The sequence below is a fragment of the Trinickia sp. HAY1-2D genome (assembly GCF_056754935.1).
Map to the genome: position 1 here is coordinate 3,987,929 of NZ_JBPGWX010000002.1, position 14,179 is coordinate 4,002,107.

The 14,179-nt window shown below is 64.6% G+C and carries 10 protein-coding genes; 6 read left to right on the forward strand and 4 right to left on the reverse strand.

The features are described 5' to 3' along the window. Positions 1–73 precede the first annotated feature (73 nt). Complete coding sequence (locus tag ACR9ZC_RS25610) at positions 74–985, reverse strand: alpha/beta fold hydrolase (protein ID WP_481582400.1); 912 nt, start codon at positions 983–985, stop codon at positions 74–76. A gap of 193 nt (positions 986–1,178) precedes the next feature. Here ACR9ZC_RS25610 and ACR9ZC_RS25615 point away from each other — a divergent pair, with 193 nt between their 5' ends. Continuing rightward, entirely contained in the window at positions 1,179–2,138 is a 960-nt protein-coding gene (locus ACR9ZC_RS25615; protein ID WP_481582401.1) for an NAD(P)H-dependent flavin oxidoreductase, read from the forward strand. 18 nt (positions 2,139–2,156) lie between these two features. Here the strand turns inward: ACR9ZC_RS25615 and icmF are convergent, their stop codons facing one another. The 3 genes from icmF to ACR9ZC_RS25630 form a co-directional block, all read right to left on the reverse strand. Continuing rightward, entirely contained in the window at positions 2,157–5,519 is a 3,363-nt protein-coding gene (gene icmF / locus ACR9ZC_RS25620; RefSeq protein ID WP_481582402.1) for a fused isobutyryl-CoA mutase/GTPase IcmF, read from the reverse strand. Positions 5,520–5,631: 112 nt separating this feature from the next. Then, positions 5,632–6,735 (reverse strand): porin, encoded by a 1,104-nt coding sequence (locus ACR9ZC_RS25625; RefSeq protein ID WP_481582403.1) that lies wholly within the window; start codon positions 6,733–6,735, stop codon positions 5,632–5,634. 371 nt (positions 6,736–7,106) lie between these two features. Beyond that, positions 7,107–7,589: a hypothetical protein gene (locus ACR9ZC_RS25630; protein ID WP_481582404.1), complete on the reverse strand. Its 483-nt coding sequence runs from the start codon at positions 7,587–7,589 to the stop codon at positions 7,107–7,109. A 295-nt stretch (positions 7,590–7,884) separates the two neighbouring features. On the opposite strand from ACR9ZC_RS25630, the gene ACR9ZC_RS25635 reads away from it, so the two are divergent. The 5 genes from ACR9ZC_RS25635 (at position 7,885) to ACR9ZC_RS25655 (ending at position 14,103) form a co-directional block, all read left to right on the forward strand. Beyond that, positions 7,885–8,886 (forward strand): bile acid:sodium symporter family protein, encoded by a 1,002-nt coding sequence (locus tag ACR9ZC_RS25635; RefSeq protein ID WP_331570113.1) that lies wholly within the window; start codon positions 7,885–7,887, stop codon positions 8,884–8,886. 379 nt (positions 8,887–9,265) lie between these two features. Continuing rightward, positions 9,266–10,540, forward strand: coding sequence for a GGDEF domain-containing protein (locus ACR9ZC_RS25640; RefSeq protein WP_481582405.1), 1,275 nt, complete (start codon positions 9,266–9,268; stop codon positions 10,538–10,540). Positions 10,541–10,835: 295 nt separating this feature from the next. Next, on the forward strand, positions 10,836–11,882 hold the full coding sequence (locus ACR9ZC_RS25645; protein WP_481582406.1) for a LacI family DNA-binding transcriptional regulator: 1,047 nt from the start codon (positions 10,836–10,838) through the stop codon (positions 11,880–11,882). Further along, on the forward strand, positions 11,879–13,186 hold the full coding sequence (locus ACR9ZC_RS25650) for an AGE family epimerase/isomerase (protein ID WP_440560052.1): 1,308 nt from the start codon (positions 11,879–11,881) through the stop codon (positions 13,184–13,186). Before ACR9ZC_RS25645 ends, ACR9ZC_RS25650 begins: the two co-directional genes overlap by 4 nt. Further along, on the forward strand, positions 13,183–14,103 hold the full coding sequence (locus ACR9ZC_RS25655; RefSeq protein ID WP_481582407.1) for a carbohydrate kinase family protein: 921 nt from the start codon (positions 13,183–13,185) through the stop codon (positions 14,101–14,103). Before ACR9ZC_RS25650 ends, ACR9ZC_RS25655 begins: the two co-directional genes overlap by 4 nt. Positions 14,104–14,179: the final 76 nt, after the last annotated feature.

Here is a 14,179-nt window from a genome sequence, read left to right on the forward strand (position 1 = left end):
AAGCGCAAGGAAGCCGTCGAATGAGATCGGCGCGGAGCCTTCGCCCGCCCGCGTTGATTCTTTTGCGCCGGGTTCAATGCATACGGGGGCTGGCTTCCGGCTCGAGCGCCTCGAAAAACCCGAGCATCTCGGCGACCAGCGCATCGGGCGCCTCCTCCGGCACGTAGTGGCCGCATTCGAGCGCGCGCCCGCTCACGTCGCGCGCAACGCGCCGCCACTCGGCCAGCGGGTCGAAGCATTTCGCGACGGTGCCGTCGGCGCCCCACAGCACGCGCAGCGGACACGCGATACGATGACCGCGCTCGATGTCGGCACGGTCGTGTTCGAGATCGATCGTCGCCGAGGCACGGTAGTCCTCGCACATCGCATGGACGGCACCCGGTTGACGCAGTGCGTCGATATAGGCGCTCAATGCCTGCGGCGCGAACGGCGCGAGCCCCGCATGGCGAGACCCCATGACACGCTCGATATAGACCTTCGGATCCGCGCCGATCAGCGTTTCGGGCAGCGGCTCCGGCTGAATCAGAAAGAACCAGTGAAAATACGCGGTCGCGAAAGCCCGCGTCGTGCCCTCGTACATCGCGAGCGTGGGCGCGATGTCGAGCAGCATGAGCCGCTCCACGGCATCGGGATGATCGAGCGCCATGCGATGCGCGACGCGCGCCCCGCGATCATGGGCGCATACGAGGAAACGCTCGAAACCGAAGTGCCGCATGACGGCCACCTGATCGGCCGCCATCGTCCGCTTCGAATAAGGCAGATGCGTTTCGTCGCTCGCCGGCTTATCCGATGCGCCGTAACCGCGCAAATCGGTCGCGATCACGGTGAAATGCTCGGCGAGCCGTTCCACGCACCGATGCCAGATCATATGCGTCTGCGGATGCCCGTGCATCAGTAACAGCGGTGCGCCCGAGCCGCCCTTGAGACCATGGATCTCGGCTCCGTCGGTCGCGACGCGAAACGGGGTAAAGTCGGCGAATGTCATCGGTTCGCTCCTGCCTCTTCTCATTGTTGGCGTAGCTTCACATTCTACGGATGTGGCCGCGCCCGGTTCGTTCTACGGCACACCAATCCTAGAACCTGAACACTCCCTCCAAACCTCTGCGCCGTATCGCGAACCGGCGCTCGTATAATCGAACGATCGTTCTCTTACCGATCGTTGCCGAAGGAGGCTGCACATGGCCTTGCCCGCCGTCCTCAAGAATCTGGCGCTGCCCGTCATCGCATCGCCGATGTTCATCGTCAGCTACCCCGAATTGGTACTTGCGCAATGCAAGGCGGGCATCGTCGGATCGTTTCCGGCGCTCAATGCGCGGCCGGCCGAGTTGCTCGACGAGTGGCTCACGCAAATCGGCGAAGGGCTTGCCGCGCATAAGGCGGCCCATCCCGACGCAATCGTCGGACCGATTGCCGTCAATCAGATCGTTCACCAGTCGAACGCGCGGCTCGAACAGGATGTCCGTGTGTGCGTCGAGCACAAGGTGCCGGTTTTCATTACGAGTCTGCGCGCGCCGGTGAAGGAAATGATTGACGCCGTGCACAGCTACGGTGGAATCGTGCTGCACGACGTCATCAATCTGCGTCATGCGCAAAAGGCGCTGGAAGCGGGCGTCGACGGGCTCATCCTCGTCGCGGCGGGCGCGGGCGGCCATGCGGGCACGCTGTCGCCGTTCGCGCTGGTGGGCGAAGTGCGGCGGATGTTCGATGGGCCGATCGTGCTATCGGGCGCGATCGCGAATGGCGGCTCGATCCTCGCCGCGCAGGCGATGGGTGCGGATCTCGCCTATATCGGCACGCGCTTCATCGCGACACGGGAAGCGCATGCGTTGGATAGCTACAAGCATGCGATCGTCAATGCCACGGCGGCCGACATCATTTATACGAACCTGTTCACCGGCGTGCATGGCAACTACATCCGCGAAAGCATCGTGAACGCCGGGCTGGACCCAGATGCACTGCCCGCGTCGGACAAGACGAAGATGAACTTCGCGGGCGATAAGGCGAAGGCGTGGAAGGACATCTGGGGCGCGGGGCAAGGCGTCGGTCTAATGGACGATATCCCGACCGTGGCTGAACTCGTGGCGCGGCTGGCGCGCGAATACGACGAAGCGCGCTCACGCCTCGCGGGGCGTGCGTGAGCTTCTTGCCCGTCGCGCTCACATCGTCCGCCGATACTGCCCGCCCACCTCGAAAAGCGCATGCGTAATCTGCCCTAGCGAGCATACGCGCACCGCATCCATCAGCACGGCGAACACGTTCTCGTCGTCGATTACGGCCTGCTGCAAGCGCGCGAGCATGGCCGGGGCCTCGTCGCGATGACGCGCCTGGAACGCAGCCAGGCGCGCGAGCTGGCTTTCCTTTTCCGATTGCGTCGAGCGCGCAAGTTCGAGCGGCGGCGGCGCCTCATGCCCGTGCGCACCGATAAACGTATTGACGCCCACGATCGGATAAGAGCCGTCGTGCTTGCGATGTTCGTACTGCATCGATTCGTCCTGAATCCGGCCACGCTGGTAGCCCGTCTCCATCGCTCCGAGCACGCCGCCGCGCTCGGTCAGCCGATCGAATTCGGCCAGCACCGCGGCTTCGACGAGATCGGTCAGTTCCTCGATGATGAAGCTGCCCTGATTCGGGTTCTGACTCTTCGCCAGTCCCCACTCGCGATTGATGATGAGCTGGATCGCAAGCGCGCGCCGCACCGACTCGTCGGTCGGCGTGGTGATGGCTTCGTCGTACGCGTTGGTGTGCAGCGAATTGCAGTTGTCGTAGACCGCGATCAGCGCCTGCAACGTCGTACGGATATCGTTGAAGTCGATCTCCTGTGCGTGCAGGCTTCGTCCCGAAGTCTGCACGTGGTACTTCAGTTTCTGGCTTCGCTCGCCGGCGCCGTACCGCTCGCGCATCGCAACGGCCCAGATGCGCCTCGCCACACGGCCCAGGACCGTATATTCGGGCTCCATGCCGTTCGAAAAGAAAAACGAGAGGTTCGGCGCGAACGCGTCGATCGGCATGCCGCGCGCCAAGTAAGCCTCCACGTAGGTGAAGCCGTTTGCCAGTGTGTAAGCGAGCTGCGTGATCGGATTCGCGCCTGCCTCGGCGATGTGATAGCCGGAGATCGATACCGAGTAGAAGTTGCGCACCTCGTGCTCGATGAAGTACGCCTGAATGTCGCCCATCACCTTGAGGCTGAATTCGGTCGAAAAGATGCAGGTGTTTTGTCCCTGGTCCTCCTTCAGAATGTCCGCCTGCACGGTACCGCGCACGTTGCGCAGCGCCTCGGCGCGCGCAGCGGCACGTTCGTCGGCGCTCGGCTCGGTGCCTGCCTCGGCCGCGCGCGCGGCAAGGCGTTCGAGCGCCTGATCGATCGCGACATTGAAGAACATCGCGAGAATCGTCGGCGCCGGACCGTTGATCGTCATCGACACCGACGTGTTCGGCGCGCACAGATCGAAGCCATCGTAGAGCGCCTTCATGTCGTCGAGCGTCGCCACCGATACGCCGGAATTACCGACCTTGCCGAAAATGTCGGGCCGTTCGTCCGGGTCCTCGCCGTATAGCGTCACGGAATCGAACGCAGTCGAGAGCCGCACCGCAGGCATGCCCTTCGAAAGGAGCTTGAAGCGGCGGTTCGTGCGCATCGGATCGCCCTCGCCCGCGAACATCCGCGTCGGATCCTCGTTCTCGCGCTTGAACGGAAAGACGCCGGCCGTGAACGGAAAATAACCGGGCAGATTCTCGAGCGAGAGCCAGCGCAACGTCTGCCCGGGATCGACGAACTTCGGCAGCGATACCTTGCGCATCGTCGTACCGGAAAGCGTCGTCACCGTCAGTGCATTACGCATTTCGCGACCGCGCACGGTCACGGTATGCTCGTCGCCCGAGTAGGCCGCCTGCGTGCGCGGCCATGCTTCGAGCAACGCTTTCTCGCGCGCGCCCAACTGCGTTTCGCGCGCCTCGATCAGCGCGTCGAGCCGTGAAAGATCGGCGGCCAGCGGAGCCCACGCGGGCGGCTGCGCGCCGCGCGCCGAGACATCCGCCTCAGCGAGCATGCGCCGCGCTTCGAGCAACTGCCAACGCTCGCGCGCGAGCGTCGCCTGCGCCTCGACCCGCTCGCGGTAGCGGCGGACGGCCTCCGCGACGTCGGACAGATAGCGCACGCGCGCAGTCGGTACGATCGCGCCGCGCGCGCTCGAATGGCGAACACTCACGCGCGGCAGCCGCCCGCCGCCCTCGGGCTGCGGCAGTCCGAGTTCGTGCAGCGATGCCGCGATGCGCTGATAGAGCGCGGTCACGCCGTCGTCGTTGAAATGGGCCGCTATGGTGCCGAAGACCGGCATCGCATCGGGCGACTCGCTCCATGCCTCACGGTTGCGCTGAACCTGCTTGGCAACGTCGCGCAATGCATCGGCCCCGCCGCTGCGGTCGAACTTGTTGATGGCAACGAAGTCGGCGAAATCGAGCATGTCGATTTTTTCGAGCTGACTCGCCGCGCCGAACTCAGGCGTCATCACGTAAAGCGAGCGAGCGGCGTGCCGCACGATGGCCGCATCGCCCTGTCCTATTCCCGACGTCTCGACGACGATCAACTGAAAGCCCGCGACCTTGCATGCGGCGATCGCATCGGGCAGCACGTCCGGGACTTCAGTCGCGGCCTCGCGCGTGGCGAGCGAGCGCATGAAGACACGCGGCCCGTGACCCCAGTCGCCGATCGCATTCATTCTTATGCGGTCGCCGAGCAGTGCGCCCCCCGATTTGCGGCGCGACGGGTCGACGGCGAGCACGGCAATCGGCAACGCATCGCCGTAGTCGAGGCGAAACCGCCGCACGAGCTCGTCGGTCAGCGAGGATTTGCCCGCGCCGCCCGTGCCCGTGACACCGAGTACCGGCACCTGTGCCGCGGCGGCGCGCGCGGCGAGCGCGGCACGCGTTGCGGCATCGACATAGCCGCTTTCCAGCGCCGAAATGAAGCGGGCAAGCGTTCTCCAGGCGCGCTCGCCCTCGGCGCATGGGAGATCGTCGAGATTTACCGGCACGCCGTGCTCTTGCGCCGGCGCGGGCGAGTGCTCGCGGCAGCGGGCGATCATATCGTCGATCATCCCTTGCAAGCCGAGCCGCTGGCCTTCGTGCGGCGAATAGATGCGCGCGACGCCGTAGCGTTCGAGCGCCTCGATTTCGTCGGCGACGATCACGCCCCCACCGCCCCCGAATACCCGAATACGCTCGCCTCCGCGTGCGCGCAGGCAATCGATCAGATAGCGGAAATACTCGATATGTCCGCCCTGATAGCTCGATACCGCGATGGCATCGGCGTCTTCGTCAAGTGCGGCGCGCGCCACTTCGTCGACACCGCGGTTATGGCCCAGGTGGATCACCTCCACCCCGCCCGTCTGCAGGACGCGGCGCACGATATTGATCGCGGCGTCGTGGCCGTCGAAAAGCGCGGCCGCAGTCACGAAACGCAGGCGGGCAGGCGCTTTCGGCGCCAAATCGCCGACGGGCTGCGGCGTCGATAAATCGGTCATGTCTCCCCCATTCTCACGGGTGCTTTTCGCAGTATAGGCAACTGCCGCGAGGGGGCTCGGCGCTCCCCGCGCCGTTATGCGAAACGGAGCACCGGGGGAGCGCAGCAGGGCATCAGAACTTCGCGCGGATGCCGGCGCCCACGGTTTGCCCCGTCGACAATCCGCTCAACTTGTCGTAGAGGTAGGCCGCGTAGACGTCGGTTCGCTTCGAGAGCGGGTAATCGTAGCCGAGCGCCCATGAGCGGCGCGTTTGATCGAGGCCGCCGCCATCACGCGAATAGGCGAACGAAGCCATGATGGAACCGGGCCCGGCCGGCACCGTCACGCCGCCTTGCCCCGTATTGACGTGCCAGCTGCCGCCGCCGAGCTGGTCGCTCTTCGTATACATGTATTGCGCATAGAACTTGGCGAACTTCAGATCGTAGCTGGCGCCGAGCTGGCCTACGCTCTGGCTCTTGAACGGCACGACGCTGCCGAACGCCGGCGGCACCGCGAGATCGCCGGGGCTGTTATTGAAATTGACGTACTGGAATACGCCGGTCGCGGCAAACGGCCCATGGAAGTAAAGAAATTGCGCGCTCCACTTTTTCGCGCCGTTCTGGCCCGCCTGATTCCCGAGCCCATACATCACGCTACCCGATAACCCGTTGAAATCGGGCGTCGAGTACTGCACCGCATTGTTCCATCCCGAGTCGCCGACCACGCCGATATCGGTTGCGTAGGTCGCGCCGGTCGGCACCGCCGTGTTGCCGAGGAACACGTGGTAGACCATCGGCGAGAACGTATACGAATCGATGAACGGGTTGAACAGGATCGTCGAGACGAACAGATGCGTCGTCAGACGGCCGGCCGTGACGGTCCCGTAAGGCGACTGAATGCCGACGTAAGCATTGCGCGAGAAAAACGAATCGCCCGTGAAGCGGCCGTAGTTGCCGTTTTGAGCCCGGAAGAAATCTTCGAGCGTGAAGACCGCCTTGTAACCGCCGCCGAGATCCTCCGCACCCTTCAAACCCCAGTAGGACGTGGACATTCCGCCACCGCCGACGGTCCATGCCTTCTGGATGCCAGGAAATTGCTGCATGCCAACCCAGGTATCGACCTGGCCGTAGAGTTGCACACTCGACTGCGCGTAGGCGGCCGAGCCTGCCGCGGCCACGCTCGCGGCGGCGGCCAGTCGCAAACTGATTTTCAGCGCACGGCTGACAGTGCTTTTCATGAATTCTCCTATCGACGGACTCGGCGCTCGCGCACTGTCCCGGTCAATGCTGTGGTTGATTGGCATACGTCCGCGCGAACCGCTATGCCCGGTTCGCTCCCGGTTGGGGCGATGTCATCGTCGCGGACCATTTTTCCGGACAAAAATACGTTTGCTTATTGCGGGTATAGCGGTTCGCATAACCGCGCGTTTTGGCGCGCCGATTTCGGGCTTGGGGATTATGTTGACGCAGGCCGATGCGAGGTCAAAATTGTTTTGTCTTACCAGTGCGATACGGCGGCGCGCAGCGCTGCTCGCATGCAAAAAGTGTGGCGTGTTTGCATCACCCGTGAACGCGACGCGGGCGCACGCGGCCAATACCTCCTACCGGCCTAGTTGCGGTAGATGGAGGGGTCGGGCGGTCGCGAGCTGGGCGCGGGGGGTCGGGGAACAGGGCGCGAGGTATCGCGCTCTTCGTTGTAGCGCGTCACCGCATCGCGGATCGAACCGGCGCGCAAATACGTGGCATTGCCTTGCGCCCGCGGCACGTTGCGTGCGTCCTGACTGATGGGCCGATAGGGGAAGCCGGAGGGCGACGCGCTCGGCGCACCGACGAGACGCCCGCCGCGGCGAGCGCCGCGAGCGAGGGGGCGCTTGGGGCCGCGCCGCTGACCCTCCTCGGTATGGGCAGTCTGATAGAAGCCGGGCTCGGACCGCCCGGCGGGACGCGGCGCCTGATCGAGCCCGAACTGGCTCGCATGCGGCCTGAAACTGATGTTGTCCGCGTGCGGCTGCGCCCGCGCGAGCGGAATCGCGGCCGCGCAAAGCGCAACTGCCGTCCAACGTAAGAGGGTGTTGAAACTCCAATCCGCCATGATCGATTCAATCGCCCCCAAGCCCGGCACCGGGCGGTGCCGCACGCCATCCTTACCTAAAGATCGTCGGAAGATCGGCTTTCGGGGGCCGCGTCCTGGTGTAATTTATGGGCCCCCCGGAAACGTGTCGAGGCAAAAAGTGTTAGGTGGGCGACGCCGTTGTAACGCGTTGTTACCGGTGGTGGTACTGTGGCGTCTTTTTCCTCAAACGTGGCGCGGCGGGCTGCCTCGATGAGCGCAGCATGCGTTCGTCGCCTGCCGTACGTCTCGTGGCCGCCCCATTCGAAAGGTCGTCATGCCCCGCCTGCCCTTCGTGATTCCCGATAACTTCACCCTCTCGCTCATCGGCACGGTCGCGCTGGCGAGCGTCTTGCCCTGCCGCGGCGAAATTGCCGTCGCCGTGAACGTCGTCACGAATGTGGCGGTCGCGTTGCTCTTCTTTCTGCACGGTGCCAAGCTCTCGCGCGAAGCCGTGATCGCGGGCGCCACACATTGGCAATTGCATCTGCTCGTGCTGGCGAGCACCTTCGTGCTCTTTCCGCTGCTCGGCCTGGCGCTGAAGCCGCTCATGGCGAGCTTCGTCACGCCGACGCTCTATATGGGCGTGTTGTTCCTCTGCACGTTGCCCTCCACCGTCCAATCGTCGATTGCCTTCACGTCGATCGCAAAGGGCAATGTGCCGGCTGCCGTTTGCGCGGCATCGGCCTCGAGCCTGATCGGCATTTTCGTCACACCGGCACTCGTCAGCCTCGTGCTCACGCATCAGACGAGCGCCTCCCGCTCAGCCTGGCATACCGTCGGCGATATCGTGCTGCAACTGCTCGTGCCATTCGTTGCGGGGCAGCTGTTGCGCCCGGTGATCGGACGATGGCTCGATCGCAATCGGCGCGTACTGCGATTCGTCGATCAGGGATCGATTCTGCTGGTCGTCTATATGGCGTTCAGCGAGGCGGTAATCGAGGGACTCTGGCATCACCTGTCCGCAGGCACGCTGGCCGCGCTATTACTGGTCAATGGCGCACTGCTTGGCGCCGCACTCGTCATTACGGCGTGGACCGGCAAGGCCTTACGATTCGACCGCGCCGATCGCATCACCCTTATCTTTTGCGGCTCGAAAAAAAGCCTGGCCTCGGGTATTCCCATGGCGAAGGTCATCTTTTCGGCTCAAGCGGTCGGCGCGATCGTGCTTCCGCTGATGCTCTTCCATCAGATGCAGCTCATGGTGTGTGCCGCGTTGGCTCAACGCTGGGGCCATCGCCATGCTCAAACCGCGGAGCGGCCGGCCGACGCGCCTTGAACGCGCCAGCGCCATAGCGGCGCAATTCGTCATATCAAATAAAAAAGATAATCGAATGGAATAGGCCGATGCCGTCGTGCGGCATAACCCTCCCGAATGCAAACGGCAAACGTTTGCAATTGTTTGCAATTCGGCCGCGATTATTACGGCCCGAAAACGGCAGATTCCGGCAAACTCTTTTGCCGACATGGATATCCCGCGGCGGGTACCGCGCAGGCGCCCCTGTCATACCGCGCACGATGCGGCGCAGCATTTTCCGTCGGGTTACGGAATATCGTAAAAATCATCGCGCGGCATATTGGACGATATTAGAATGGCGTCTGCGAGCGGGGGGCGCTTTCCAAAAACGCCGCAGTTGCACTTTCAAGAGAGAAAATAAATGAGCAGCGAGGACCAGACTGACGAGGACCGTCAGGGCACGGCTCATTGGCCTCGTCGCAAGAGACGCTGGCGGGGATGGCGCGCCACGACGATCGACACCTCCGATGACACTCCGTCGTTCGACGATTACGCCGCGGAACGCCTGTGGTCATTCCTGTGCGCGCAGTTGGGAACGGCGCTGTTCGGTTATGTGGCCTTCGTTGCCGGCGACATCTGGCTGCGCCATCACAGCGGCCACGCCGCGGCTGGGTGGCCCGGCGTTCTAAGCGAGCTGGGCGCGCTGCCCGCGATGCCGATTGCCGCCGCGCTCGTGGTTGCATGGAGCCGGCGCGGCGCGTTGCGCGCGAGCATCGCCGCGCTCGTCGCCATTGCCGCGCTCGAAGCCGGGCTCGCCTGGCATGTCCTTCAATGGGGCCCGCACGCCCAGTTGCTCCTGCCCGCGTTCGTACTGATTCCGCTGACGTTCAGTCCGGTGTTGTTGCGCGGCTGGGATTTCGCGGCCGCCACCGTGCTCTCCATGGCCGGCCCGCTGGTACTCGTGCAGTGGGGCGCGCCCTCGGCGGGCGAGCGGTTCGGGTTGATCCTCTCGATGTTCGTCGCCATTTGCACGAGCCTCGTCGCGAATCTCTTCGCGCTGCGCTCCCAAAAAAAGAGCTTCCGGCTCGAACAGCAGTTGCGAGCGTTCGCCGACATGGATGAACTGACTCAACTGCCGCGCAGGCGTCGTGTCTTCGAATTGGGCCGGCGCATACTGCAGCGCGCGGAACGCCATCATCAGCCGTTCTCCGTCCTCTATATCGATGCCGACCACTTCAAGTCGGTCAACGACCGGTTCGGCCACGAAGCGGGCGATCGGGCGCTGCGCCTGGTCTCGCGCGCGATCCAGGACGGTCTGAGGCCGAACGACGTCTGCGGCCGCTTCGGCGGCGAGGAATTCGTCGCGCTGTTGCCGAACACCGACCGGGACGATGCGGCGCGCGTCGCCGAACGGCTGCGCAAACGCGTCGAGGAGATGCGGCAGTTCGAGGTTGCGCTGACGATCAGCGTTGGCGTGGCGCAACACCTGCCGGGCGAACAGATCGACCGCGTGATCCGGCGCGCGGATGCGGCGCTGCTCGATGCGAAAGGCAGCGGACGCAATCGTGTGGTGATCGCGCCGCATCCGTCCGACACCGACCCAACCGCCGGCGTCGCGAAAGACGCCAGCCGCGTACCGGGCGCGCCACGCGAAGCTCAAACGGCGATACAGCGGCAGGAACTCGCCGCTGAGTGATGCCGAATTCGGCGAAGGACGCATCCGGGCGCATCCGGGCGCATCCGGGCGCGAATGGATGCCGATGCGAGGCGAACACGCAGCGGACAGGCGATATCGCTGCCCCGCAAGCGTCGCACCAGCGCAGTGCCCAAACCTTCCTGTTTAGTTGTTTTTACTAAACTACAGAATGTTCTGGTCGGCCTTGCCCGACTGGCTTTCGAGGGAATTCCACGGCATCCGAGGCCCGCATTTTCGCGATTTTTACTATACAATCGCCGAAACTCGGGATCGCAGGAATCGAAAGCGCCGCACAATGAGCACGACCATTCGCGATATCGCCCGCGCAGCAAACGTGTCGATCGGCACTGTCTCGCGGGCCCTCAAGAACCAGCCTGGTTTGTCGGAAGCCACGCGGGCGCGCGTCGTCGAGACGGCACAGCGCCTTGGCTATGACGCTGCGCAGTTGCGCCCGAAAATCCGGCGCCTGACCTTCTTGCTGCACCGGCAGCACAACAATTTCGCCGCAAGCCCGTTTTTCTCGCATGTCTTGCACGGCGTGGAGAACACCTGTCGTGCGCGCGGTATCGTGCCTTCCCTGCTGACGGCGGGGCCGACGGAAGACATCGGCGAGCAGTTGCGCCTGCACGCACCGGATGCCATTGCGGTAGCCGGCTTCGTCGAACCGGAAACGCTTGCGGCGCTCGTCGCGATGGACCGGCCGCTCGTGTTGATCGACCTGTGGGCGCCGAATCTGCGCTCGGTCAATCTCGATAACGGCGCGGGCGCCGCGCTGGCAATGCGACATCTGTTCGCCATGAACCGCACGCGCGTAGCGTTCATCGGCGGCTCGCTCGCCCATTACAGTATTGCCCAGCGCGCGCTCGGCTATCGCCGGGCCTTCTTCGACGCGGGGCTGCTCTTCGATCCATCGCTCGAAGCGACGATCGACGCGAGCCTAGCGCCGGATATGGCGGCGGCCCAGGCGATGCAGCGTCTGCTCGACACGCACACCGGGGCCGAGCGGCCGAACGCGGTTTTCGCCTACAACGACGTGGCGGCGCTGGCCGCGATGCGCGTGTGCCTGGCTCGCGGCTTGCGCGTGCCGGACGATATTGCGATCGTCGGGTTCGACGATATTCCCGCGTCGGCCCACGCCGCCCCGCCGCTCACCACGATCGCCGCCGACAAGGAGGCGCTCGGCGTGCGCGGAGTCGAACTGCTGCTCGACGATGCCCCCGGGGAAATCGACGTCCGCCTGCCCGTCGAACTCGTCGTGCGCGCAAGCAGCGCGGGCGCGGCAGCCTCCCATGACCCGCACGTGGCGCGAACCGCCGTGGCTCCAACGGAAACGACACCATGACGAAGCTACCCAACGCTGGTAAAACGACAAAGCCCGCGAACATGCTGTTCGGCCCCATCCATACGAACTCGACGGTCCCGCCCGTCGATGATTTTCGCGATCGCGAGTTCCTGCTCGGACATGTTGCCGATACGCTCGCGTTCTATGCGCCTTCGGCACACGATCCTTCCGGCGGCTTTTATCACTACTTCAAGGACGACGGCACCGTCTACGACCGCACGACGCGCCACCTCGTCAGCAGTTGCCGCTTCGTCTACAACTATGCGATGGCCTATCGCCACTTCGGCGATCCGCAATACCTCGACTATGCGCGTCATGCACTGGCTTTCCTGCGCGATGCGCACTGGGACGCCGAGCATGCGGGGTACGACTGGGAAATCGAATGGCGCCATCGCGAGAAGCGCACGCTCGACGGCACGCGGCACTGCTATGGGCTGGCGTTCGTGCTGCTCGCGCAGTCGCACGCCGCCGCGGCCGGCATCGAGGAGGCTCGCCGCCAGATCGCGGAAACGTTCGAGCTGATGGAGCGGCGTTTCTGGGACCCGGCCGCCGGCCTCTATGCCGACGAAGCCACCCCCGACTGGCATGTCTCGACTTATCGCGGCCAGAACGCGAACATGCACGCAACCGAGGCGCTGCTCGCGGCCTACGAGGCGACGGGCCATCTCGTCTATCTCGACCGAGCCGAGCGCATTGCCACGAATATCACCCAGCGCCAGGCGAAGCTTTCGCATAGCCTCGTCTGGGAGCATTTCCACGCCGACTGGTCCGTCGACTGGCACTACAACGAAGACGACAGCTCGAACATTTTCCGTCCCTGGGGCTTCCAACCGGGGCATCAGACCGAATGGGCGAAGCTGCTGCTGATCCTCGAGCGGCACCGCCCGCTGCCGTGGCTGCTGCCGCGCGCGGTGGAGCTTTTCGACGCCGCGCTGACGCACGCCTGGGACGACGAGCACGGCGGCCTGTGCTACGGCTTCGCGCCCGACGGCACCGTTTGCGATCACGACAAGTACTTCTGGGTGCAGGCGGAGACGCTCGCCGCGGCGGCGCTCTTGGGCCAGCGGACGGGCAGCGAGCGCTTCTGGGACTGGTACGACGAAATCTGGCGCTACAGCTGGACGCATTTCGTCGATCATCGCCACGGCGCGTGGTACCGCATCCTGACGTGCGACAACCGCAAGTACAGCGACGAGAAGAGTCCGGCCGGGAAGACCGACTATCACACGATGGGTGCCTGCTACGAAGTGCTGAACGCACTCGATGACGGACAGACGCCCCCTCAACCGGACGAACGTTCATGAGCACACCCCACGCTGCCGGTCTCCCGCTTTTCGTCAGCGCGGGCGATATCCTCACCGATCTCGTACGCGAACGGGATTCGCGTTGGCTCTCGCATCCGGGCGGGGCGGGCTGGAACGTCGCACGCGCGGTGGCGCGGCTCGGCGTGCCGAGCGCGTTCGCCGGTGCGATCGGCTCCGATTGTTTTTCGGACGAACTCTGGCAGGCGAGCCTCGACGCCGGACTCGACATGCGCTTCGTCCAGCGCACCCAACGCCCGCCTCTGTTGGCCATCGTCCATCAAGCCCACCCGCCCGCGTACTTTTTCATCGGCGAAGCCAGCGCCGATCTGGCATTCGATCCCGCACGCCTGCCGGAGGGCTGGAGCGCGGCCGCGCAGTGGGCGCACTTCGGCGGAATCAGCCTCGCACGCCAGCCGCTCGCGGCCACGCTTGTCGCGCTCGCGGCGGATTTGCGCGCTCGCGGCGTGAAAATCAGCTTCGATCCGAACTATCGCAACCTGATGGAGCACGGCTATCGTCCCACGCTCGAAACGATGGCCGCACTGGCCGATCTCGTCAAAGTGTCGGACGAGGATCTGCGGTGCCTGTTCGGCACCGATGAAGAGTCGGCGCTCGCCAGCCTGCGCGCAATGAACCCGCAGGCTGCGATTCTCGTCACGCGCGGGCCGCATACCGCCACGTTCCTCGCCGGGGGCGAAACGATCGAGGCAGCGCCGCCGCGCGTCGAAGTCGTGGACACGGTCGGCGCCGGCGACGCCTCGATCGGCGGTTTTCTGTTCAGCACGATGCGCTGGCCGCAGCGCAGCTGGCGCGAGCATCTGTCGTTCGCGCTGGCCGCCGGCGCGGCGGCGTGCGGGCATGCGGGAGCGCATTCGCCGACGCTCGACGAGGTGGTTGCGCTCATGCCCGCGCAGTAGCGGCCCGAAAGGCCCGCTGGCCATCGAAACGGGTCGTCCGACGCGTGCTAGGATGCAACAGCATCCACTCCAAATG